Source organism: Terriglobus saanensis SP1PR4 (genome assembly GCF_000179915.2).
Classification (GTDB): domain Bacteria; phylum Acidobacteriota; class Terriglobia; order Terriglobales; family Acidobacteriaceae; genus Terriglobus; species Terriglobus saanensis.
Genome location: NC_014963.1, coordinates 3,230,372 through 3,254,988, shown reverse-complemented (window position 1 = coordinate 3,254,988; position 24,617 = coordinate 3,230,372). Strand labels below are relative to the sequence as shown.

The 24,617-nt window shown below is 54.7% G+C and carries 18 protein-coding genes; 12 read left to right on the top strand and 6 right to left on the bottom strand.

The features are described from left to right. Window positions 1–109 precede the first annotated feature (109 nt). The 7 genes from ACIPR4_RS21720 to ACIPR4_RS21715 all read left to right on the top strand — a co-directional run bounded on the left by ACIPR4_RS21720 (window position 110) and on the right by ACIPR4_RS21715 (window position 7,154). Window positions 110–628, top strand: a complete 519-nt coding sequence (locus ACIPR4_RS21720) for a hypothetical protein (RefSeq protein WP_013569164.1) — start codon at window positions 110–112, stop codon at window positions 626–628. Then, window positions 625–1,626, top strand: a complete 1,002-nt coding sequence (locus tag ACIPR4_RS13200) for a zinc-binding alcohol dehydrogenase family protein (RefSeq protein ID WP_013569163.1) — start codon at window positions 625–627, stop codon at window positions 1,624–1,626. Before ACIPR4_RS21720 ends, ACIPR4_RS13200 begins: the two co-directional genes overlap by 4 nt. A gap of 239 nt (window positions 1,627–1,865) precedes the next feature. Beyond that, the gene (locus ACIPR4_RS13195) at window positions 1,866–2,165 is read left to right on the top strand and encodes a hypothetical protein (RefSeq protein WP_013569162.1); all 300 of its coding nucleotides are present in this window, start codon (window positions 1,866–1,868) and stop codon (window positions 2,163–2,165) included. Between the two features lie 296 nt (window positions 2,166–2,461). Further along, the gene (locus ACIPR4_RS13190) at window positions 2,462–3,829 is read left to right on the top strand and encodes an APC family permease (protein WP_245536333.1); all 1,368 of its coding nucleotides are present in this window, start codon (window positions 2,462–2,464) and stop codon (window positions 3,827–3,829) included. Window positions 3,830–3,908: 79 nt separating this feature from the next. Then, window positions 3,909–5,066, top strand: a complete 1,158-nt coding sequence (locus tag ACIPR4_RS13185; protein WP_013569160.1) for an esterase — start codon at window positions 3,909–3,911, stop codon at window positions 5,064–5,066. Window positions 5,067–5,287: 221 nt separating this feature from the next. After that, a complete protein-coding gene (locus tag ACIPR4_RS13180; RefSeq protein ID WP_013569159.1) occupies window positions 5,288–6,118 on the top strand; it encodes a CpsD/CapB family tyrosine-protein kinase in 831 nt (276 codons plus the stop codon). A gap of 466 nt (window positions 6,119–6,584) precedes the next feature. After that, window positions 6,585–7,154 carry a phosphatase PAP2 family protein gene (locus ACIPR4_RS21715; RefSeq protein ID WP_013569158.1) on the top strand — a complete coding sequence of 190 codons (570 nt, stop codon included), beginning with the start codon at window positions 6,585–6,587 and terminating at the stop codon, window positions 7,152–7,154. A gap of 281 nt (window positions 7,155–7,435) precedes the next feature. On the opposite strand, the gene ACIPR4_RS13170 is transcribed toward ACIPR4_RS21715, so the two are convergent. The 3 genes from ACIPR4_RS13170 to ACIPR4_RS13160 form a co-directional block, all read right to left on the bottom strand. Beyond that, on the bottom strand, window positions 7,436–8,032 hold the full coding sequence (locus ACIPR4_RS13170) for a hypothetical protein (protein WP_013569157.1): 597 nt from the start codon (window positions 8,030–8,032) through the stop codon (window positions 7,436–7,438). A gap of 79 nt (window positions 8,033–8,111) precedes the next feature. Continuing rightward, window positions 8,112–8,690, bottom strand: a complete 579-nt coding sequence (locus ACIPR4_RS13165) for a TetR/AcrR family transcriptional regulator (protein WP_013569156.1) — start codon at window positions 8,688–8,690, stop codon at window positions 8,112–8,114. Window positions 8,691–8,793: 103 nt separating this feature from the next. Further along, on the bottom strand, window positions 8,794–10,122 hold the full coding sequence (locus ACIPR4_RS13160; protein WP_013569155.1) for a hypothetical protein: 1,329 nt from the start codon (window positions 10,120–10,122) through the stop codon (window positions 8,794–8,796). A gap of 261 nt (window positions 10,123–10,383) precedes the next feature. Between ACIPR4_RS13160 and ACIPR4_RS13155 the strand changes: the two genes are divergently transcribed. After that, entirely contained in the window at window positions 10,384–13,953 is a 3,570-nt protein-coding gene (locus ACIPR4_RS13155; protein WP_013569154.1) for a TonB-dependent receptor, read from the top strand. Between the two features lie 115 nt (window positions 13,954–14,068). Further along, a complete protein-coding gene (locus tag ACIPR4_RS13150; RefSeq protein WP_013569153.1) occupies window positions 14,069–17,050 on the top strand; it encodes a glycosyl hydrolase in 2,982 nt (993 codons plus the stop codon). A 188-nt stretch (window positions 17,051–17,238) separates the two neighbouring features. Here the strand turns inward: ACIPR4_RS13150 and ACIPR4_RS13145 are convergent, their stop codons facing one another. Together ACIPR4_RS13145 and ACIPR4_RS13140 are read right to left on the bottom strand one after the other, a co-directional pair. Next, a complete protein-coding gene (locus tag ACIPR4_RS13145) occupies window positions 17,239–18,630 on the bottom strand; it encodes a Gfo/Idh/MocA family oxidoreductase (protein ID WP_013569152.1) in 1,392 nt (463 codons plus the stop codon). Window positions 18,631–18,661: 31 nt separating this feature from the next. After that, complete coding sequence (locus ACIPR4_RS13140) at window positions 18,662–19,801, bottom strand: Gfo/Idh/MocA family protein (RefSeq protein ID WP_245536332.1); 1,140 nt, start codon at window positions 19,799–19,801, stop codon at window positions 18,662–18,664. A gap of 401 nt (window positions 19,802–20,202) precedes the next feature. On the opposite strand from ACIPR4_RS13140, the gene ACIPR4_RS13135 reads away from it, so the two are divergent. From ACIPR4_RS13135 to manD, 3 genes are read left to right on the top strand one after another with little or no spacing between them, the layout of a single operon-like run. Then, entirely contained in the window at window positions 20,203–20,961 is a 759-nt protein-coding gene (locus tag ACIPR4_RS13135; RefSeq protein WP_013569150.1) for an SDR family NAD(P)-dependent oxidoreductase, read from the top strand. Beyond that, window positions 20,958–22,166, top strand: a complete 1,209-nt coding sequence (locus ACIPR4_RS13130) for an ROK family transcriptional regulator (RefSeq protein WP_013569149.1) — start codon at window positions 20,958–20,960, stop codon at window positions 22,164–22,166. Before ACIPR4_RS13135 ends, ACIPR4_RS13130 begins: the two co-directional genes overlap by 4 nt. Before the next feature lie 28 nt (window positions 22,167–22,194). Beyond that, window positions 22,195–23,403, top strand: coding sequence for a D-mannonate dehydratase ManD (manD, locus tag ACIPR4_RS13125; RefSeq protein WP_013569148.1), 1,209 nt, complete (start codon window positions 22,195–22,197; stop codon window positions 23,401–23,403). Window positions 23,404–23,433: 30 nt separating this feature from the next. On the opposite strand, the gene ACIPR4_RS13120 is transcribed toward manD, so the two are convergent. Next, window positions 23,434–24,516, bottom strand: a complete 1,083-nt coding sequence (locus ACIPR4_RS13120; protein ID WP_013569147.1) for a hypothetical protein — start codon at window positions 24,514–24,516, stop codon at window positions 23,434–23,436. Window positions 24,517–24,617 lie beyond the last annotated feature (101 nt).

Here is a 24,617-nt window from a genome sequence, read left to right as displayed (position 1 = left end):
CCTGCGGAAACCACTTCACGCGCAATTTTACATAATGTTATTCGTTACCTTTATCGTCTATAGTAGGATCCTCCTACAGTCGAACCACACTGATTAGATGGGAAACTCTATGCAGTATCGCGCGCTCGGCAAAACGGGTATCGAGGCGTCCATCATCGGCTTCGGTGCGTCCAAAAGGTGCGGAGAATCATTGCACCCGCGCACAACGCGGTTTGGCGTTCGGGGCTGGAGCAGAATCAAGACGCACCTCGAAGAGCCATCGGGAGCCGCGATGCTTGGCGTTGAGGCGCATCATCACCGTTGGCGATACGACGTTGTAGGGTTCGATTGGCGGAGGGGCACCTTAGCACCTCTTCACCGACACTTTGCCGCCGAAGACCTCATCAAAGATGTTGCGCGGGCCGATGTGGGAAGTGCAGTTGCTGCGCAGGCGCGTCCGTGGATCGAAGAGATAGAGTGGTTACTTACAATCGCCGAGTCAGCTCCGCTCATGCATGGTGTTATCCACTGGCTGCAACGTGGCTCGCGGTTTCCGGCATTGTTGGAACGCTATCGAGGGCGGCTCCCAAAGGGACTTCGGCATGTCATGCAAGGAGACCTGACGAGGGGTAATGGAGCCGATGTATGAAAGCAGTTTCGCTGACCGGACCCGGTCAAGTAGCGATCACAGAGATCACGGAGCCTGTCTCAAAGCAGGGAGAGGTCCTTTTGCGGGTCGAGATGGTCGGCCTCTGCGGAACAGACCTGAACAGTTTTCGCGGCAAGAACCCACTGATAACATACCCGCGGGTGATCGGACACGAGATCGCCGCAACTGTTCTCGAGGGAAGCGTAAGCATTCCTGCAGGTACGCGTGTCACGGTGTCACCTTACACCCACTGCGGCCACTGTGCTGCATGCAGTCATGGTCGCGTGAACGCATGTCAATTCAATCAAACCTTTGGTGTACAGCGAGACGGCGCAATGACCGAGTTGCTGAGCGTTTCGGCGGATAAGCTGTATCCGTCCTCGCTATCGTTTAAGGAACTCTGCTTGGTTGAGCCCCTAACGGTGGGAGTCCACGCCGCAGCTCGTGCGCGCGTCGATTCCAAGGACATCGTGGCCGTGTATGGTTGTGGGGGCGTTGGCCTGGGCGCTATCGCAGGAGCTGCCTTTCGGGGGGCCACAACGATCGCGATCGATCTTGATGACGAGAAGCTCGAAACGGCCAGGGCAGCTGGCGCAGTCCATCTGATTCATTCGAGCCGGGATAATGTACACGAACGTCTACAGGAGATAAGCGGTGGCTTCGGACCGGATGTGGTGATCGAGGCTATCGGCCTTCCCGACACCTTTCGGGCGGCGGTCGAAGAGGTGGGCTTCACCGGACGTATCGTCTATATCGGCTATGCGAAGGAGCTGGTTAGCTACGAGACTAGGTTATTCGTACAAAAGGAATTGGATATTATGGGATCCCGAAACGCACTTCCGCAGGACTTCCGGGAGGTGATGGCGATTCTAGAGGCAGGCAGGTTCCCAGTCGACCGTGCAGTCTCTACAATTGTGCCACTCACGGAGGCTCCGGCGATGCTTGCGAAATGGTCAGAGAACCCCGCCAGCTTTACCAAGATCATGGTGAGCCTTTAGGAACAGCATAAACATCTGAGATGAGTTTAATGGATACGATCATGGTCTTTTGCTTTGCAGCCGGGAATCGAAGAAATGGCATCGGCCTTAACGGTCCTGCCTCTTGGACATTACCTCAGAACGGAGTTCGATGATGCTGCAAGCCAATGATTATCATGAAATATAAGTGACCGCTGCATAGGGTCGCCACCTTCGAACGCATCCTCGCGGAGACTCCCGCAATCTTCGGCGCGGAACAGATGCGAGTCTTCCTGCGCTTGCTCATCCACATGGACTACAGCTTCCTTGAGGAGGTGGCGAGTCACCTCGCCAAGGGTGACGAGAACGCGCAGCAGTCCGACGAAGAAATCGTGCTGATGGCATTGGAAGGGACGGCAGACGAAAAGCTAACCAGCTTCGCAATGACCAAAGCCCCTCAGTCCGAGAGGCTTTTTCATGTCCGAAAGAGCTGGTGCCGGTTTATACCTCATTTGCTGTTGTCGATTAGGGAGGACACAAAGATGCCGAGGAAGGTCATTCGCAAGAACGGGGGATTTTGAGAAGGAGCCGGGGGGCTAGGATCTGGTGGGATTTGGTACTACATTCAGGGCGTCGAGTGTCTTAAAAATGTAGGTCACGCATCCTCGTGAAAAGACAACTAAATCGTTGCGCGTTTTTAGCTTAAGTGAAGCTCGGGCCACTTTGAGCGTAATGAAAATGGCCAACCGCCCTCGATGTCTCCTTGGCTGTTCCATACGGCTATGCTGAGGCTAAGATGTTGTCACAGACGCGGACTTCCACCTTCACAAGGTTGGGCCTAATCCCGCTTAATAAAATTTTGTATGCTGGTGCGAATTTGACCGACGAAACGATCGCCTTGAAAGCGCCTTCCCTTAGGCGAACGCTCAAGCTCTGGAATCTCATCTTCTACGGCATCATCATCATCCAGCCAACGGCTCCCATGGGGATCTATGGCGTTGTCAGCAACGTCGCTCGTGGACATGTTGTGTCTACCATTTTGCTGGGCATGGTAGCGATGCTTTTCACGGCCGTTAGTTATGGGCGGATGGCACGTGTCTATCCCAGTGCGGGATCTGCCTATACTTATGTCGGAAGCGAACTCAACCCCGTCGCGGGTTACGTCGTAGGCTGGTCCATGCTGATGGACTACCTTTTGAATCCGATTATCTGTGCCATATGGTGCAGCGCCGCTGCCAGCAACATTTTGCCTGGCGTTCCCTACGCCGCATGGGCGGTTGCTATCGTGATTCTGTTTACTGCGCTTAACCTGGTTGGCGTTCAGGCTTCAGGGCGCGTCAACGCTGTTCTTGCCATTGCAATGAGTATTGTCGTGTTCATCTTCCTGGGCTATGCGATCCAGTACCTTGCACGGGTAGCCCGTCCCATTGGAGGTCAATGGCTCATACCCTTCTATGATCCATCCAGCTTCTCCGCCTCCAGCTTCTTCCGCGGCACGTCGATTGCCGTCCTCACCTACATTGGCTTTGATGGTATCTCCACGATGTCCGAGGAGGTGGAGAATCCTCGTCGAAACATCATGCTGGCCACGGTTCTCACTTGTTTAATCATAGGTATCTTGTCCGCTATCGAAGTCTATGTCGCGCAACTGGCTTGGCCCCATACTGGCGCGTTTCCCACTTCAACTGTCGATACTGCCTACGTGCAAGTAGCCAGAAGGATCGGCGGACCGTTGCTCTTTCATCTTTTGAATGCCACTCTCCTGATTGCTAATTTGGGGTCCGGCATCGCGGCGCAATTTGGAGCAGCCCGGCTCCTCTACAGTATGGGACGCAGCAATGTGCTACCCCATCGTCTCTTTGCTGCGCTGAGTCCGAAGACAGCAATCCCGCGAAATAATGTCCTTATCGTTGGTGCCTGCACGCTGCTTGGAGTATTCGTGCTTACCTATGAAAAGGGAGCCGAGTTGCTAAACTTCGGTGCATTTATCGCGTTCATAGGCGTCAACGCGGCAGCTCTCGTACATTACAAGTTTCGTTCAGGCGAAAAGATTCGGTTCGCCGCCACGATTCCAATTGCGGGAATCACTGTTTGTACTTTTATCTGGCTTCATCTTGGGCGAAGTGCACAACTTTTGGGCTTTACGTGGATAACGATAGGTCTGGTGCTTTACTGGACGCGACGTCGATACATTTCGAAGGGGCCTTCGGCGACGTCAAGCCCACTAATGGATGCACCAAGATAGCCGACAAGCGTGCCCATGCGATCCTCGTCCTCAGGTATCGCATGGGCACGGGCGCTACTCATGCGATAGACTTGCGCCCATGCGCAAGCTGGCGATCTTCTGTGTGCTCCTCCTCTCCGCGACCCTTCCTATCGCCGCCCAGAACCCTACCGTCCGCACGGTCGACTCCTCGAAGCCAGCCCGGCCGAAATCTGCGCTCACCTATATCTCGCCCGAGGTCCAGCCCAACGGTTCCGTCACCTTCCGGATCGCCGCTCCCAACGCCAAAGAGGTCGTTGTCAGCGTCGAAGACGCCAACATGCCCATGGCCCAGGACGCCGCGGGCCTTTGGACCCTCACCACCCAGCCTTATTCGCCTGAGATTTACTCCTACCGCTTCCGCATCGACGGCAGCTATGTTCTCGATACCCAGAACCCCACTATCCAGACCAATCTCCAGGAGCTTGTCAACACCTTCACCATCCCCGGCAATCCGCCCATGCCCTGGGAGATCCAGGCCATACCCCACGGTGAAATTAACCACCACTTCTACACCACCAGTGTTGTTCTCAACGCTCCCGCCAATCAGGATGAGTACTACGTCTACACGCCGCCCGGCTTCGACGCAAAGGCCAAAATCAGATACCCCGTGCTCTACCTGCTCCACGGCTATTCCGACGGTGCCGATGGCTGGCTCTCCGCCGGCAGGGCCAACGATATCTTCGACAGCCTTATCGCTACCGGCAAGGCTAAGCCCATGATCGTTGTCATGACCCTCGGCTACGGCAACCTCGCTGTTCTCAAACCCGGCCGCACCCCCGCCCTGAATATCCAGAACATCGACCTCTTCCAGGCCATGCTTCTCACCGAGATCCTCCCCAGGGTCGAGGCCGAGTACCCTGTCATCGGAGATCGCGATCACCGCGCCATCGCCGGTCTCTCCATGGGCGGCGGGGAGAGCCTCCTGACCGGTCTCAACCATACCGACCTCTTTGCCTGGATTGGCACCTTCTCTGCTGGCCTCAATCCCGCTACGCTTGCCAAGCTCCCCACAGTCACTCCGCAGAAGGCCAATCTCCGTCTCCTCTGGATGGCCTGTGGTGTTGACGACGCGCTGCTCAAACCCAACCGCGCCGCCATCGCGACACTCAAGGCCCAGGGCCTGCCGGTTACTGCCATCGAAACTCCTGGCCATCACCAGTGGCCCGTCTGGCGCGACAACCTAATCCACTTCACACCGCTGCTCTTCCAAAAATAACCCGACGTGCGTCAAACCAGAACAACGCAAAGAGACCTGGAGACTACATCACTTCTATTACGAGGGAAAGACAGCGCCTGATGTGCGATTGCATGCGACGGGCGCGGGCAAGGTCAAGATGAACGCCTGGAAGATACGGCCTATCTCCGGCAACTGGCTTACACGGCCCGCACAGTTTAGCCTCTGAGATAATTTGGCCCCGATTCGAAGGAATAGTAGAGATGCGGGACGACAAAGTGAATTCAGTTAAGATGATCGAGGCCGATTTAGAACTGCCAGTTTACACAGTGGTACCGGATTTCAACTATGTAAACTCAAGACGATTTTTTGCCTGGGATTTCTGCCGCTGGTTCGGACAACGCTCCAGGGTCTCTGCGCCGCTTTCCCTGGATTCACTCGGAAAACACTACAACATAGAGGTCCTCGCTCACCCTGGAGCGCCCTATGCGGAGGCTTTGCGCGCCCTTAGAACTGCTGTTCTCCTGTCGAAGCCTGAAATGGTTAAAGTCATTCTTATTACGAGTAGCACCCCCGCTGAAGGAAAGAGCACAACTGGAATCAATCTTGCAGCGACCTATGCTCGAGCAGGGGTACGCACATTATTTGTAGAAATGGATCTTCGGAGGCCAGTGATTGCTAGCCGAATGAATCTATCGAGCTTGCACGACGGTCTCTCCGGCATACTCACGGGACAGTTACCCCCTGGTTGGGCTATTTCACTACCCGAGATTCCCAATTTCAAATACATTCCCGGCGGCAGGCGGACGCCATTTCCTTATGAGCTGCTCAGCTCGGACGTAATGAAGAATCAGCTTTCCTTGTGGAGGTCAGAATATGATGTGCTGATTCTCGATGGCCCTCCCGTATTAGCCGTGGCTGATTCCGTTATGATGGCCGAGCAAGCCGACCTTGTTCTACTCATTACGCGCTTCGGCGAGACCACAACTCATTCTTTGCAGACTGCCCATCTTCTTCTCTCGCGCCATCTGCATGGAAATCTTGGTGTTGTTCTGAATGCAGTGCCTCCAAATACCGAAGGCTACTATGATTAGCACGCCCACTACAATTCCTCTTCTCATGTATTCGTTCTCAACGGCATATTGCATTTGCCTGAAAGTTTGGTAAAGTCTGGAGGAAATGTTGCGACGGTGTTATTTTGGCTGGGAGCTACATTTGCAACTAGCATGGCTCGTAGTAATAAGAGAAGGATGGAACGTTCCGTCATCCCACAATAACTACATAGAAATCCTCCCGTATTACAGAATCGTTGGAATGGCTCTTTAGCTGCCAATGATTCTTTCCTCTTTATCGATCCAAATTTATGCACAAGGGGACGTTGGTGAGCATCTTGTTCTTCTACGTTCCACCAGCGTCTCGATTCTTTTCGCTTAGCTATTTACTCAATTAATCTATGAGGGCCTTTGCCTGTCGGTGATAGGAAACGCTTGTGACGACACATGGGTTGGTGTAGCATTTCGGACACATTGTTTGGCTATTTAAACGTGACAGGTGAAGATTATGTCTCAGGTAAATACGGACGTTACCTTATCGTCAACTTATCGAGCCAGAATTGACGACCTGTTTCTGCGGATGAACCAAAGGGAAGTGCACGTTGTTGCGAAGTTGGTGCGGTATTCTGAGCCGAAGCCGCTTCTCCTGACGGTCAACGCCATCAACCAACTCTGCGATGGTTGGATTTACCTGCCCATCGCCCTCTACGTTGTTGTTTTGCGAGAGTGGAGGCTCCTCGTCGCTTTAATCACCGGGGTCGCCCTCTCTCATCTTTTCTATGGCTCAACCAAGCCTAGATTTGCGCGAGTGCGTCCTTGTAACTTCGTCGAGAATATACCCAGCCGTAGTCGTTGTCTGGATAGATACTCTTTCCCAAGCGGACATTGTATGACGCTGTCAGTGGTCGGTTTTCTGCTTTGCTGGCAGCATCATGCAGCCATTCCCGCACTCGCTTTAGGATTGCTGTTGCTCTGTTGGGCGCGGGTTGCAAGCGGTCAACACTATCCTTCGGATCTGGTTGCTGGTATTGGAGTGGGATATTTTGTCGGCACTACTGTCGCGCTCATCCTTTTGTAACGCGCAAGCGGAACTCAGGCCGTAGGAATATCTTCGATTACAACAGACAAAGTGTGATGATCTCGCAGGCTTCATCCACGGCGCGATGGAGGGTGCACTTCTGCTGGCTAAAGCAGAACGCAGTCTGGTGCCGACGGAGAGGTTTAAGAAGATCTTGTTTTCCATGCTTCTGAGCCAGAAAGTTTAAAAGGGCTAGTAAAAAGGACGTGCCCGCGTTTTCCATCATAGGCACGTCCAGTAAGGCCAGTTTTTCGGCGTAGCGTTTCGAGGAAGGCTCACTACTAAGCGCCAGCGGCGGTCGTCTCCAGGGAACGATTTTTGCGGCCGAGCAAGATCGCCGAGATGAGGAAATAGACACCACCAAAGACAGCGTAGCCCCCCAAATCCTTAACATGAACCTTCCCTCCGAGTCCGCCGAATAGAAATGCGCCGCCCGCAATCATCGATTGCACACCGCTCAGAATCATGGCCCACTGTCCCTTCATTAAAGACCGGCGATAGATTCCAACCGCCAGTTGTAAAAGCCCAGCGGCAAAGGCCCAGGCCCCGAAGGCAGCAACCGCATAACGCATCTCCGAACTCGCGCCCACGCCAATGCCGATGGCGGTTACGACGCCAAGAGCAATGTTGCAGTACTGCAACGTTTTGGAAGAGGCAGTTGAGTCGGAGGTATTGCTGGAACTCAGATCAAAGAGCGTGCAAGCTACGTCCCAAAGTGGATAGGCGACCATGAGGATGACTGCCAGGAGGGGAGATGAGGTTGCAAAAGCAATGACGAGAGCTGCCCAAATAAACTGGATGATCGTTCGGCTGAAGTAGAGGGTACGGAGGGAGCTTGTTGGCTTCTGTGTTCCTGGGTTTCTAAATGTATTTGTCATGGAGTTATTCCTTTCGAGGTGCAGCTACCGACTAGTTGGTAGGTTGGGGTGATGGAGGCGACTGTTCTATAAATACTTGTTAAATTCCAGGTGAAAGTCGCTTAAGCGCGCCCTCGGTAATCAGGGCGAAAACTTCGGTGGAATCGTAGGCACGGGCCGAGATCATGGCTCCATGTACCAGAGCGAGAAGGCTTTCGGCTTCAACCGCAGCCGATAGACTGAGTCGGATTACGCGCACCGCGACGCCAGCCTCAAGCGTTTCACGGAACCAATCGCGCAGGTCTTGGAAGTGTCGTTGAATCTCTACTTTGACTTCCTCCGGCAGGGTTGGCAGTTCAGCGCCAAGCAAAGCCGCAATACAAATCGGCTCGGTCTTCGCACGAATGCAGCCTTCCCAGTGGTTCATATAGGCAGCAAGACGGGCGAACGGATCCGGTATTTGAGCATTTAGCATTTCAATGCCCGCATTCAGTTTCGCCCGATGTCGCTTTAATACCGCAGTCACGAGCGCCTCCTTCGAGGGAAAGTGGTAGTGGATACTCGCTTTTCTGATTTTGACCACGTCCGCGATGTCGGCATAGCTGAACGCGGCATAGCCGCGCTCCGCAATGAGTGCGTGGGCTGAGTCAAGAATGCGTTCTGCGGTGTCGTTTTCCATTTTCAAACTACCTATCAGTAGGTTGGATGTCTAAGGAGGGTTTGGGATGCACAATTTTGTAACCGCTGGGTATCTTTTGTTCTGTGCGTTTTAGATCACCGCATCAAGCATGCGTGCGGTAAGCGACAAGCTGAGAGTTAAAAGATGTGCCGCTGAGCCTGGACGTCTTCAGCAGAACTTCAAAGTAGTGGAACTCTCCACCACCAAAGGTCGTGCGAAGTTTTCGCAAGCCCTCTTCGGACGTCAGGAACTCTGCGGCGGCGGCCGTGGCATCGGAATCTGTGCCCGCGATAATAAGGACGTTGCCGGTGTGGCTCGGGTTGGGCAAGTAGGAAATCACGCTGTAGCCATAGAGCGCATTGCGATCCATGACTACTTTGTAGATCGGCTCTTCTCCTGGTTTCGGCTGGTGATTGGAGACGAAAGCCTGCGAATGTGCATCGTCGTAATCCAGGCTGAAGTTGACCTGATCGTCAAAGAGATGAACCCAGGGATTCGCTTTTTTCCCGCCGATCAGGATGAGATTGTTCCGCTTGAGGGATTCCGCTTCGTAGAAACGGGAGTGCACCAGGTGCATCGAGCGGGCGATCGGCCCAATCTCGATGATCTCCTGGGCCGCGTGGAACCCACCAAAGGTGACCAGATTGTGATTGAAAATAGTGTGCAGGTCGGCCTTGCGTTCGGCGCTCATCTTCGGAGACGATTCGAACTCGTGGATATAGGCCTTATCCAGATAGTCGCTCAGAGTAATGGGGTGGCCCACGATCTCCTCGCTCATACTGACGGCTTCATCGGGAAGAACGATATCGGTTAAGGTGTTCGGCTTGGTAAATTCTGTCCAGAAGGCCACGACGTTTGGTTTATTGGCCCAGGCCCGCGTTGGCGTATTCAACGAGCGCATCTGGACGAACTGGAATATGCAGATGGCGGCCAGTCCAGCACTTAAGAAGATCCAGAAAACTTGTGAGTTCTTCCAGCGAGACGCCGAGGGCAGCAGTGAGTCGATCCCCAGGGGAACCGGCGGTTCGCCCGTGGCAGGTATGTCCGGGGCGAGCGAGCGGTATTCGTAAACAGGGATATAGCTACCGCGTGGAATCGTGAAGATCAGGGTCTCGTGTGCGCCCTCCGAGGAGAAGTAGGAGTCGATCCGTTTGCGCAGCTCCGTCGCGTTGACCCTGACGATGTTGTCCTGCCCGCGATCATAGCTCTCCGAACGGCCAAAGACCTGGACTCCGATCTCATGCTCATGAATCTCGTTTGCACCGGCCTTGACGGACCGTTTCCCGACGAAGCGAAGGAAGTCCCGCAATCTGGTGGACTTGCTGAATTGGGTGCTGTTTGCGACACGTTCGATGATCGCCAGCCGCTCTTCTACAGAAGCTGGGATGGAGGTGTCAGACAGGGAAGCCGGATTTTCATGAAGGACAGACATGTGATGCTTGCAGCACCTAAGAAGCGAGAGAGCAAGTTTAGCATTTGGCCTGAATCTCTGGTTTTTGGGCCAGATGGTCACAACTCATCCAGCAGTGGGGCGACGGAGGTGCCTTTGCATCTAAATAGTAATAAAGGGCTTATATGCTTCTAGCGGTTAATTTTACCTGCGTTTGCCCGTGAATTAACTTGGCAATGTTACTAGCCGATCCAGAGGATTGGGCGTTCTCAATGCACCCCTTTGCACCGTTCTGGAGGCAGTATGAAGAAGTACCTGGTGGGGAAGATGTCCCTTCCCGCAATTTTGATAGCAATCGTTTTCACCTTATTTTCCGTAGTCAGTTCCGCACAGCGTTATCTTGGAGCGATTCAGGGCGAAGTCGCAGATGAGAGCGGCGCGGTCATTCCAAATGCATCGGTGACGGTCACGGAGGTGGCAACCCACTTCAAATCGACCACAACGACGAATGCATCGGGCGTCTACTCCTTCCCGGCCCTGAATCCGGGAAACTATACGGTCGTTTCTACAGCGACCGGCTTTGGAACGGACACGCGCCACGAAGTAGTGCTTACCGCTGGCGAGTCGCAAAAGATCGACTTCAAGCTGAGGGCAGGCGGGTCCACGGAAAGTGTGGATGTCTCCGCCAGCAATCCCTTGCTCGACACCGGATCCGCGAATATTGCGACGACTCTAAGCACAAAAGAAGTGACGGACCTGCCCAATGTTGGCAGGAACCCGTTCGTTATGGCGACCTTGGCGGCGGGTGTGGTCAATACAGGATCGGGCGGTTACTTCCAGGGCAAAGCCAGCCAGTTCACCAACCCGTTCAGCGGCGTGGCGGTCCAGATTACAACCGATGGCAACGCCGGTCACAATCGGCTTCTGCTCAATGGTATTCCCGACGATCCCGCCGAGCGTCTCTCCGGTGCCGGATACACCGGGTTTGTTCCTTCACCAGAGGCCGTCGAAGAGGTAAAGGTACAGACCTCCATCTTTGACGCGCAGGTCGGCCATGGAAACGGCACCGTAACGAACACGGTCGTACGCGGTGGAACCAACAAACTGCACGGCGCGGCCTATTACGTGTTTCAGAACACGTATCTGAATGCCAATACCTCGGAGAAAGTGCTGAATCAGAACTCGACTAATCCGACCGTTCGGACGCCGCGCAACAACGATCAACTAAGCCAGACCGGCTTTGTGGTCGACGGGCCCGTATGGATTCCAAAGATCTACAACGGTCACGACAAAACGTTCTTTATGGCGGCCTTTGAACGCTATGCCTCGCACACGGCGATCAATTATTCCGCACGCGTACCGACAGCAGCCGAGCGCGCGGGCGACTTCTCCGCACTCTGCAGTGCCTTCGATGCAACTGGGTTTTGCACCTCGGGCATTCAACTCTATCGTCCGGCCTCGGTCTTGGACGGTAATAACAATCGCACGGCGTTCTACGCAAATAACAACATCGCATCCGCGATTAACCCCACAGGCGCGGCCCTGATGACGTATCTGCCACTGCCAAATGTGCCTGGAGCCTCGATTACGAGCACCAACTATATCTCCACCAAGACCTCCTATCCGAGCACGTATCCTTCCTTCATCTTTCGTTTGGATCACCAGGTCACAGCGAAGAACCGCCTGAACGCAACCTTCTTTCGCTCTGGCCTGACACAGAGCTACCCCTTGCAGGGATTTCCAAAAGCCGTTGGCCCGACAGGCTATGGATACAGTGTCTACCGCAACAACCGCGGCGGAAGCATCGACGATGTTCATACGTTCACATCGAGCATGGTGCTCGATTCACGCTTCGGCTTGATTTACCACCCGTTCGGCCTGCAGTATCCCGGCAACTCGAACTTCGATCTCAGCAGCATCGGCATGTCGACCAGTAACTATCCGAATCTCTCCTTTCCCGGTGTGACCCCGACGGATTCTTACGCAGGCCTTGCGGCGGGTGCGGGCGGTCAAATCAGCTCCAATGTTACTGGTTCTCTCTCCGAGATCCTTACGAAGATCTGGGGAAAGCACTCGGTTCGCTTTGGATTTGAAGGCAACATGATCCGTTATAACGTGCAGAACCCGCTCAGTGGTTTTGGCGCGCTGACCTTCGACCGTCGCTTCACGCAAAAGAACTCCGTCAATACAGCAGTGGGCGCGGATGCGAGCTCGGGCGATGCCATGGCGTCTCTCCTGCTCGGATATCATTCGGCAGCGACGTACAACATCCAGGCGGCCTATGCTCTGCAACAGATATACGTGGCGCCCTTCGTTCAGGACGATTGGCGCATCACTCCCAAGTTGACGTTGAACCTCGGCGCCCGCTGGGATTACGAATCGCCCATCACGGAGCGATACAACAAGCAGGTCACGGACTTCTGCACCACGTGCGCCAGTCCGCTGCAGGCCTCGGTTCCCAACCTTGCTTTGAACGGAGGCCTTCGCTTTACGAGCAACTCGAACCGTTTTCCGTATCCGCGCGATCTGAACAACTTTCAGCCGCGCCTCGGAGCGGCTTACCAGGCAACGCCGACGACCGTCGCTCGCGCCGGATTCGGCATCATCTACTTCAACACGCTGGAATCACCCATCGGCACCGGCTTCAGCCAGACAACGACCTACAACAACTACACCACCAGCGCACCGTTGTATTCACTTAGCAATCCGTATCCATCCGGCGTTACGCTGCCTACGGGCAGCTCTCTGGGTCTTGGAACGGGTCTCGGACAAAATATTAACTTCGTTGATCCGAATCACGTCACGCCAAAGAGTGCTCAATATTCTGCAAGCGTGCAACAGCAGTTTCCTGGAAAGTTTGTTCTGCAGATCGCGTATATCGGTGCACGTCCCACGCGGCTGGAAGTCAGTCACAACATCAACGTATTGCCCGCACAGTATCTGAACCAGGGAGCTGCAGGCGTTTCTTTCCTCAATGCAGCGGTGACGAATCCGATGGCTGGAAAATTCACTGGGATGGGTACCACTTCACTTAACAACGCAACCGTTCCACAGTACCAGTTGTTGCTACCGTTTCCTGAGTTTGGAACGGTCACAGAGCAGTACTCTTCTATTGGCAGCGCGCCTTATAATTCCATGCAGATTCAGGTGCAGCGTCCGATGAGGAACCACTTCTCTATCCAGGGCAACTTCACCTGGCAGAAGATCATGTTGCGGAATGGCTTCTTCAGCAACGGCAATCAGGTCACCAACCCAAACCTTTACTCGGTGCAGGATCTCAATGCCACGCTTATCGGCAATGTCTTTGGCACGATAGAGCTGCCGAGATTCCTGAAGCGCCCAGCATATGAGCGTCTGCTGATTGGAGGATGGCAACTGAACTCTGTCTTCCGTGCGCAGAACGGAAATCTCGTAGCTGCTCCTTCCACGGTCAATATCATCGGCGATCCGAATCAGGGCAATAAAACCTACAGCCGTTACATCAACACCTGCTACCAGAACCAGGCAGGGGCTAACGTGGCTTCTACTGCATCAGCACCCGCCTGCGATGCTCTCTCTCCGAACCCGGCGTACCGTCAGCGGTATGCTTACGATCTGCAAAACAACAGCACCTACATCGGTGTTCGTCAGCGAATCTATCCGCTGCTGGATCTCTCCATGTTCAAGCGGTTTGTGGTCCGTGAGGGTGTGAGCTTTGAGATTCGGGGCGAGTTTTTCAATGTGCTGAATACTCCAAACTTCAGCGGCCCCAACACCACGATCGGCAACTCGCAGTTCGGAGCGTCGCCCTACTCCAGTATTAACGGTGCGACTTACTACACTCAGGCAAATGACCCGCGCATCGGCCAACTGACTGGGCGTATTAATTTCTAACCGCCATTTCGATTCCGCAGCTACTCGGAGATTGTCTTCCGATCGGCTGCGGAATCTTTCTTTTATTTCAGATCTCTGCCCAACCATGCCTGCACAGCAAGCGAGACCAGGAACTATGCGCCCTCAAAGAACTCTCTTTGCGATCCTTGGATTGATCGTCTCGCTCCCTTTGTTTTCGCAACAACGCTCAGCGCATTTGGCTTCCACCGCTTCGGCCGCCGTTTCGCTGGCGGAGTTGCGCGCGGGATTTCAGAACCCTCCACTACAGGCACGCCTGCGTTGTTACTGGTGGTGGCTGAATGGCAACACGGACAAGCCAACCATCACCCACGACCTGGAAGAGATGAAGGCCAAAGGTTTCGGCGGAGCCCTTCTAGTCGATGCGGATGGTTCAGGACAGGCCGGCAATACGCGTGTTGCGCCGGGGCCGACGTTTGGATCTCCTGCGTGGGTTGATCTGTACACGCATGCGTTACGCGAAGCGGATCGTTTAGGACTGGAGATTACGCTCAATATCAACAGCGGCTGGAATCTGGGGGGGCCACCCGTGAAGCCCGAGCAGGCCTCCAAGATACTCACGTACACACGAGAGATCCACGCGGGCGGCAAAGTGCAGTTGGTGCTCAAGCAGCCTCCGACAAAGAATGGTTTCTATCGAGATATTGCTGTGCTGGCGTATCCGCTGTCGCACGGCGCCAAGCTGCCGGAACAACCGAACGATCGTCAGGGAGATCGCTATACGGCGAACAGCGATCAGGAAGATAGTGTGCCGCTGACTCTTCAGTTTCGGAGCGCGGCGGCGGAGAATGGCTTCAGCATGCCGGACTCTGCCTCAATGCTGGACGATGGGACGAGATCGCAGTTTGCTTCGGATCCCACCTACGCAGACACTCAGTTGCATGAGGTGAAGAACCTGACCATCCTTATGGGGAAGGACGGCAGCCTTCAGACAGAACTGCCGGCAGGGGAATGGGAGTTCCTGCGTATTGGATATACGGACTCCGATGCGCGTGTCTCTACCTCAAGCGGCGCATGGCAGGGCCTTGCCATTGACCATATGAACCGTCACGCGTTCGACACGTACTGGAACACCGTGGTCGAACCTCTTCTACGTGTGGCAAAGCCTTTCAAGAGTCTGAAATATCTTGCGACCGATAGTTGGGAGCTTGGAGGTACAAACTGGACGGACGACTTTCAAAGCCAATTTATAAAGCTGCGAGGCTACGATCCCATTCTTTACCTTCCAATCGTTGCTGGACGCATCGTGGATGGAAGAGGGGACAGCACGCGTTTCCTTACGGACCTGCGGCGAACGGTAGCCGACCTCATCGTGTCGGAGCACTTCGACGTCTTCGCGGAGAAAGCAAAAGAACACGGGCTCGGCATACAGGCGGAGAGTGGTGGACCACATGGGGCGCCTATCGATGCGCTTGAGACCTTTCGCCATGCCGCAGTTCCGCAGACAGAGTTCTGGTCTGCGAATCCTCACCGCAGTCTGGATCGTGAGCGGTTCTTTACTAAGGAAGGTGCCAGTGCCGCAAACATCTATGGCCAGCGCTTCGTCGCACAGGAAGGCGAAACCTCCATCGGCCCACAATGGTCGGAGTCTCTGGCAACGGATCTGAAGCCCGCCTTCGACATGGCCATTACTGAAGGTATGAATCGCCTGGTATGGCACGAGTTCACATCCAGTCCAAAGGGCACGGGACTGCCGGGTCAGGAGTACTTTGCTGGCACACATCTCAACCCCAAAGTGACGTGGTGGAATGCTTCCGGTGCATTCTTTGCATATCTGAATCGCATCCAGTTCGTCATGCAGGCCGGTACGCCGGTCAACGATGCGCTGTACTTCTACGGCGACAACGTTCCTAACTTCGTGCGCCTAAAGGCCGACGATCCTGCGGGTGTACTTCCCGGCTATGATTATGACGTCTCCAATGAAGACGCGTTGCTTCGCACCATCAAAATCCAGGGCAGGGAACTCATTGGCCCAAGTGGTGTGCGATGGAGCGTGATGGTTTTGCCCAGGACAAACCGCGTGTCGCTTTCTGTCCTGCAGTTCGTGAAGCGTTATCTCCAGGCAGGTGGAACAGTGGCGTCGCTCTCGCCTACCTCGCCTACCGGACTGGTTGATGCGCGGCAGCGACTCAGCTTTGATGCTCTTGTAAAGGAGATTTGGCAGGGATGCCGGGACGGTTCGGTCCATCTCTTCGAGAGCGGAACAGTGGTCTGCAGTTCGAACGGCCGCAATGCGTTGGCCTCCGCCCACGTGCTGCCTGATTTGAGGATCACCGCCTCCGACCCAAAAATCCACCTGGCGGCTTCAAGCCATAGTGGGATTGATTATGTGCATCGCCGCGTCGGTACATCCGAGGTCTACTTCCTTCGTAATCCGAGTGAAAGAGCAGCTAGCTTCACCGCAACGTTCCGCGCAAGCGGCAACATTGAATTATGGGACGCTGTGACGGGAGAGATGAAGCGTAGCGTTTTATCGCAAGCCCATCCTGATGGAACAACGGATGTTCCGTTGAATTTACCTGCTTTTGGCTCGACCTTCGTGCTCTTTGTGCAGCAGTCTTCGGTCGCAGGGCTGCGGAGCGAGATGCAGCGCGTCGAGCCGCTCAAAGTCATCGACGGTTGGAACGTCTCTTTTCAACGAAACCGTGGCGTCTCAGGTGTTGCCCGCCATACGAAAGAGTTGACAAGCTGGACCACGTGGAACGAAGACGACGTTCGGTACTTTTCAGGAACGGCAAGTTACTCTGCGGAATTCGATGCACCAAAACTGGCTGCGGAAGAAGAAGCCTGCCTTCGTTTTCAGGATGTGCGGGAGATTGCGCAGGTCGCTTTAAACGGAAAGCCTGTGAGCACCATCTGGGCAAACCCCTATATGGCCTGTATTCACATTCCAATGCTGAAAGGTTCGAACAAGCTGACGATCAAAGTAACAAATCTTTGGCACAACCGGCTTCTGGGAGATCTTGACCCTGAGCAGAAGACGAAGATCACGAAGACGAATATCAAGACCATCCAAGGTCCACTGCTTCCGTCGGGCCTGATCGGACCTGCGGAGTGGGTCATCTACAAAACACGCTAGTTCAAATGCACGGTACAGAATGATCGAGGGCGGCCGATCTCCAACGTAAGAGATGCTGCCTTCCGCCGCATTACAAGCGGGCTGCAGAACAGCAACCGGACGATTGCTTCGGCGGTCGCTTTCAGTTCTAATTTGGCGGAAGTTAGGGAGCTAAGGAGACTCTGCGTAGCTCCCTCGTTGTTCTGGTCTCAGCTGAGTTCGTAAGGATGCCGCTGCGGCCGGCTCAACATGCGGTTGGCTTCTTCGTCATTGAGGAAGTGCTCGGCTTTGGGGTCCCAGTGCAGGTGACGCTTCGTCTTCATCGCAATGTGATGAATGAGACAGGTAGAGCAAGCCCGATGGCCGATCTCCGCAGGTGCAGTCGGGGCCTTGCGGCTGTGGATGCAGTCCAGCCAATTGCCATGCTGCTCATCGCTTGTATAGAGGTGGACTTCGTTCGGACCGATGACGCTGGTAAGGATCTTGGGGTCGCTTGCTCGAAGCGGATCGATCTTTACAGGCTTATCGTTCGCCGATGCTGTTGGGGTACTCATGCCATCGCGGCAGACAAAAATCCAGCCCCTATCTCCATAAAATTTGATCCCGTTTTCAAAGTCGCCCGAGATCGTCATTTCCACACCGTTGGCATAGCGCGCATACGTTTTGAAGCTGCCGTGGACATTCCACAGTCCCGGCTTCTCGTCAGTGTAGTGAGGAAACTCAGCACTCCCCCAGATTTCGATAGGCCCGGTGTGCTCTGTGTCCATGCCCCAATGTGCGGTGTCGACATGATGCGCGCCCCATCCGGTAATCATCCCCGCACCGAATTGCTCACAGCGAAGCCAGCCAGGGCGATCGAAGTCGCTCTGGGGCATTACACGATCTACGGTGTAGGGAACAGATGGCGTCGAACCAAGCCATGCATCGTAATCGAACCTCGCAGGGACAGGCATCGGGGTTGGGCTTCCTCCGGCAGGATCTCCTGGAAGTCCGACCTCCACACGCTTGAGTGTGCCGATGCGGCCGTTCCGAACTAACTCACACGCGCGATGAAACTGCTTCCAACTCCTCTGCTGTGAACCTATCTGCAGAATTCTGTCTGTCGCCTCCACTCCCTTTACCATCGCGCGCCCCTCACGAATCGTGAGCGAGGCAGGCTTTTGAAGATAGACATCTTTCCCGGCATGCACGGATTCGATTGCCAATCGCGCGTGCTGGTGGTCTGGCGTAGAAATCAGAACGGCGTCGATGTCTTTGTTAGCTAGCAGTTCTTTGTAGTTCGCATATCCAAGGGTTCCGCGATGCTCTCTACCTAATTTGTTTGTGTAGGTATCGTCCACGAACTTCTTGCCAAGTTCCACCCGCTTGCTATCGAGGTCACAGACCGCGATGATGCGATTGTCGCGTCCAGCCACGCCTGTGAACTGCATTACGCTCGGCATGTCATGGCCGCGAGAGATCCGACCCACGCCGATGGCCCCAATCTGGATACGGTTCGACGGAGCGTTCTGACCGAAGACGCTGGAGGGAACGATGGTGGGGAAACCCACTGCAGCCACCGCAGCGGAAGTCTTGAGGAACGTGCGACGACTACTCGACATATGCGTTTCCTTTACAGAACTGTCCGGAGAATTAAGGCTTCTTCTGCCAATCAAGATGAACTCGCTTTGCATTGCTCTGGGCTTTGATGCTCAGTTCTGCGGCCAGCAGGCACTGCTCCTGGTCTTGTGCGGTATGAGTACGATTGACGACATCCCCAACAAGCTGTGGACCGAATGGAAGAGTCAGGTTGTTGCAGTCGATATAACGTGAACTCTTGCCATCGACGACAAAGAGATTATTTCCCTGCGTGTTCACTGCAACATTAGTGTACTTGCGTGCTTCGATGTATCCCTCGGTCCCCAGGATGAAGAGTCGTCCATCTCCCCACGTGCCCAGGCCATAAGGTGTAAACCAGTCCAGGCGCACGTATCCACAGCCATTGTTTCCATGCAGCATCATGTCGCCGAAGTCCTGGAAATGGGGGTGCTCTGGATGCTGCAGATTCGCTATCTGTGACGCTACGACCTCAGCCTTTGTGGAACCGGTGTAATAGAGGAACTGGTCGATTTGGTGAGAGCCGATGTCGCAAAGAATGCCGCCGAACTGCGCATCGTTCCAGAACCAGTCGGGACGTCCACCCGACCCGCCAGCATCTCCTGCGCGCTGTGAGATTTGGTGCGGCGCAATGTTGATCGTCTGAATGACCCGTCCGATCACCCCTTGCTTCACTAGCTCTCCAGCCTTGACCGCCGCCTTCACATCGAACCGCTCAGAGTACTCCACAGCATAAATACGCCCAGTCTCCGAGATCGTTTTGCGAACGGCTGCAAGCTGATCGAGCGTGGTTATTCCTGGCTTGTCCGAAAGAAAATCCTTCCCGCTCTTCATAACGCGTACACCAAGAGGAGCGCGCTCACTGGCGATCTGAGAACTTAGCACCAGTTGGATCGACTTGTCGTTCAAAATCTCCTCGACGGTTGATGCCCACTTGACATCGGGATAGCGCTTTTTGAAACCGGCAATCTTGTCAGGCTCCGTTGCATAGGCGAGCACCAGCTCGCCGCCGCCGCGTCGAATGGCTTCCACCATCAGATAAATGTGATCATGGCTCATACCGCACACAGCGAAGCGGATCGCATGTTTGGGCGTTTCCACCGGGCCGGGTGGTACGACCTCGTGAAGCACGTGTCCGCTTAAGCCTTCACCGCTGGCGCCGGCTCCCACTGCCATAAGAGGCAAAGCGCCGGCCAAGCCAGCTGCGCCCATCCCTTGTAAAAAGAGACGTCTACTTTGATCGTTTATCGTCATTACAATCCTTCTGGCTTTTATAGATTTTGATTGGAATATCAAACTTAATATGCCCTAACGCTTTTCGAAGCAACTTGAAAAGCTTGAGCCTTGCGAGCCAGAAATATAAACTGAGCCGTCATGATCTGGCAAGTCCAATAGTGAAGCGTAAACGGCCTTCCGTTGATTTCAAAAAATTGGGAAAACTTATCTCACAAAGCTTTGCTCTTTCTATTTAGAGTAGAGGATGTCTTCTGTGGTATTCGAACGCTGATGGCGATTTTGTTTTTTCGCCTGACATATTTTTGAGGTGTGCGAACCTGGTCTAAGACTGAGGTTGAAAATTGGGTTTAAACGGACTTTGTGCCGTCGTGATTGGCGGTACTTCGGGGATCGGACGGGCCATCGCTCTCGGCTTCGCTCAGGCAGGTGCAGATGTGATTGCATCGTCGCGTTCGGAGGAAGCTGTTGCAGAGACCGCATCGGCAATTGAGGCCCTTGGCCGTTCCACAATACGTCAGACGAGCGATGTGAGCGATCGCGTCTCCCTGGAGCGCTTGCTGAGTGCAAGTGTCGCCCGGTTCGCAGGCGTCGATATCCTGGTGAACGCCGCTGGAATTACAAAGCGAGAGCCCACGCTCTATGTCTCGGAGGAGAGATGGAACCACATCATGAATATCAATGTGACAGGAACTTTGCGGGCGTGTCAGGTCTTTGGTAAACACATGATCGAGAGGCGGAAGGGACGCATCATTAACCTCGCGTCGCTCTCGACCTTTGTTGCCTTTACTGAAGTGACGGCCTACTGCTGCAGCAAGGCCGCTGTAGGCGCTCTTACTCGATCTCTTGCTGTCGAATGGGCGCCATACGACGTACTTGTCAATGCGATTGCGCCGGGAGTTTTTCCTACTGCGCTAAACAGCAAAATCATCGACAGCGCGCGCGGGCAAGAACTTAAGCTGAGAACACCGATGTCTCGCTTCGGTGATGCGACTGAGCTAGTCTCCGCGGCACTCTATCTTGCCAGCGATGCAACAACCTTTACTACCGGGCAGATCCTCGTGGTGGACGGCGGTCTTCTGGCTAGCGGTGTGAACCAATGAAGAAAACCGCGCGACCGCCGAAGCGTCGTTTCGATCTTCTTCAGGAAGATCGTGCCTCAAGCATCCTGGCACGCGACATCAATCGCGACATCATCCTGGAACTACTGCGACTGCGCCAGCCGATCGCACGGGTTGAACTGGCGGAGTTATCCGGGATGCAGCGTTCCACTGTTTCGTTGATCGTCGAGCAGTTGATCGAAGAAAAGTGGGTGGTGGAAGGTGCGATGGTACGCACACCGCGCGGCCGCCCTCCAACGATGCTGTCGCTTAATCGCGATCTTGCTATCCTTGTGGCCGATGTCAGACCCAGCCAGGCGACGCTCGCGGTCGTCGATCTCAATGGCCATTTTATTTTGCGGGAAGTAGTTCGTTTGGCGAGCGATCCGAAGCTCGGCGTTGCCAGAATCGCAGAAGGAATGTTGCGTCTTCGCAGCCAGCACAAACACGGAACCTTTGAAGGAATTGGAATCAGCCTTCCCGGGCGTGTCGATCCAGAGACACATCAATTGATTCTTGCGCCGAATCTGAATCCGAAGTGGCTTAAGTACGACATCAGAGCCGCTCTTGAGCGTGAGCTGGGTCTGCAGGTTGAGATGGATAATGCAGCGAACGCGTGCCTCCTAAGTGAGTTGTGGTTCGGCGGCATGCAAAATGTGCGGAACGTTGTCGTCGTGACGATTAGCGAAGGTGTCGGAACCGGAGTGCTTACGAACGGTCAACTTATTACGGGTCGCAGGGGGCTCGCGGGAGAGTTCGGTCATATTCAGATCGATCCCGCTGGCGCACTATGCAGTTGCGGCAAACGGGGCTGCTGGGAGACCTTCGCTTCGTCGCGTGCGGCCCTTCGGCACCATGCGGAGTTGCTTCCGAAAGATCCTGCCGACGACATCATGGACCTCATGAACCGCGCCGACGAGGGAGAATCTGCCGCACTGGAAGCCATAGCGCGGCAGGCGAAGTATATCGGGGTTGGTCTGCGGATGATCACCGCAGCCCTGAGTCCCGATGCGATTGTGTTTGCAGGAGACATCACTGCCTGTTGGCCACATGTTGAGTCCGTTATTCGAACGGTGGTCGATGATGGAATGCTCGCCGGAAGCGCGCCGTTATTACTCCCCATCGGAGACGGTGAGACGGCGCGTTTGCGTGGCGCCGCTGCCCTGGTTCTGCAACGCCATGCTGGATATCACCGTTCGACTACTTGAGAGAACTCTGAAGAAGGGAATCAAGCCGATGAAGATCATTGCCGCGCGCCTCATCGTATGCTCACCGGATCGTAACTTTGTAACATTGAAGATCGAGACGGACGAGGGGATCTATGGTCTCGGCGATGCAACGCTGAACGGGCGTGAACTCGCCGTCGCTGCCTATCTGGAAGAGCACGTCATCCCGTGCCTCATCGGCCGCGACCCTTCGCGCATCGAAGATACTTGGCAGTATCTCTATCGCGGTGCCTATTGGCGTCGCGGTCCAGTCACTATGTGCGCGATCGCTGCGGTGGACGTCGCACTATGGGACATCAAGGGCAAGGCATTAGGAACACCTGTTTACAACCTGCTGGGAGGGAAGAGCCGCGACGGAGTGCTCGTGTATGCGCATGCAAACGGCAGCAATATTGAGGAGGCTGTTGATTCTGTGCAGAAGCATGTTGAGATGGGGTATCTCGCCGTGCGTGCGCAATCGGGGGTTCCAAATGTTGCATCCAGCTATGGTGTACCTAAGGCGGGGAAGTCATACGAGCCTGCAGAGCGTGGGTTGCCGAGTGAAAGCCTATGGTCGACGGAGCGTTACCTTAACTTTGCACCGAAGTTATTTGAGCGACTACGGAGCGAGGTAGGTGAAGATCTGCATCTCTTGCACGATGTCCACCATCGCTTGACGCCCATTGAAGCGGCACGTCTTGGCAAAGAGTTGGAGCCCTTCCATCTCTTCTGGTTGGAAGACCCCACGCCAGCCGAGAACCCCGATGCCTTCCGGCTGATTCGAGAACACACACTTATTCCCATCGCAACGGGTGAGGTCTTCAACAGTTTTTGGGACGCGCACGATTTGATCCGCAATCAGTGGATCGACTATCTTCGCCTGACCATCGTCCACGGCGGAGGAATTACCGCACTCAAGAAAACCGCGGACTTCGCTGCGGTATATCAGGTACGCACCGGTTTTCACGGAGCGACCGACCTGTCACCCATTACGATGGCGGCGGCCCTGCATTTCAATCTGGCCATTCACAACTTTGGGATTCAGGAACACATGTGCCACACAGCGCTGACGGATGAAGTCTTTCCGCACTCCTACTCTTTTGACGCTGGCTATATGAGTGTCACCGATGCGCCCGGTCTGGGCGTGGATATCGACGAAGAGCTGGCGGCAAGGTATCCCTACCAGCGTGCATATCTGCCTATTGCACGCAAGCTGGATGGCACGCTGACTGACTGGTGATACTCTCGCGACATAAGCGGCTCAGCCGATTTAGCGGAGTTCATTCAGGAAACTCGTCAAGCGTGGTAACAGCTTCTCGGCGCGATATTCTTTGGCCTTTTCAAAGGCAGTCTTGCGCAAACCCTCCACCATCGTCCGATCACGAAGCTGCTCGGCGAGGTGAGCCATCGACCGATATTCGATGACGGCACCATACTGTCGCAAGTACTCCTTACAGGCGGAGTAGCCTTCGGCCGGAAGTGCAACTGGAATCCCGGCCGCGACGCTTGTGATCAAACGGTCGGGAACCGTCACATCGAAACGGTCTCTCCTCTGTACATTCCCGAGTTCATACACGATCAGGGAAGCATCGAAGCGAGCGGCGAAGTTGGTGAGCTTGTCAATATCCATCCCGTCGAAGGGACATGCGTGCTCTTCGCTCGTTTCGCTCTCGGGCGATCGATTGTAGTGAACGTCGATGCCCTGCTGCATGAGGGTGCGCAAAGACACGGAGACATTGTCCGAAGGCTGGCCGGAACTCCAGTCCGTCCGTCCAAGGAAGACCACATTCGGTCGTGCATCGGACGGTTCCACAGGAACCTTGCGGGCGTACTCTTCAGACCAGCAAGGAGGCAGCACAAGCGTTGGTACCTTTGCGGTTCCAGGCACGTTCTGCTCGAAATACTTTTGCATATACGCGCTTGAAACGACGAGACCGTCGAGGCTCTTCATCGCACTGCCCATCACCAGGTGCTGCAGCTTTACGGTCAAAGGGGTAAGCCCGATGGGATGGCAAAGCACATTGAGGATAAATTTCAGATGCGGACGTCTTCGCTTCAGGGCTTTGATGTCCGCCAGCGGACGTGTTCCCCAGAATGCAAGCACGTGGGTAATATGCGCTTCGTCAAGAATACGAAGCGTTTCTTCCAGGTACCGCTCGTCATTTGTGCCGAAGAACTGTGCCTGAACTCTTGCACCTCGAGCAGCAAGGGACGATTGCAAAGGGGAATCACTGCGTCCCGGCCAGGAAAGATAGTCGTAGACCTGGGTGAGTTCGACGCCAATCTTGCGAAATGCCAGGCACAGGCTGTCTCGATGTTGAATGGGTGGCCCCAAATACGCTATTCCAGACATCGTCTTCCTATCGGCTGTGATCAGTCTATTGATCCTATACGGTGCAATAGGCTGTTGTCTTTTGGGAGCATCAAAGATGCTCCAGCCATCCACTAACGCAG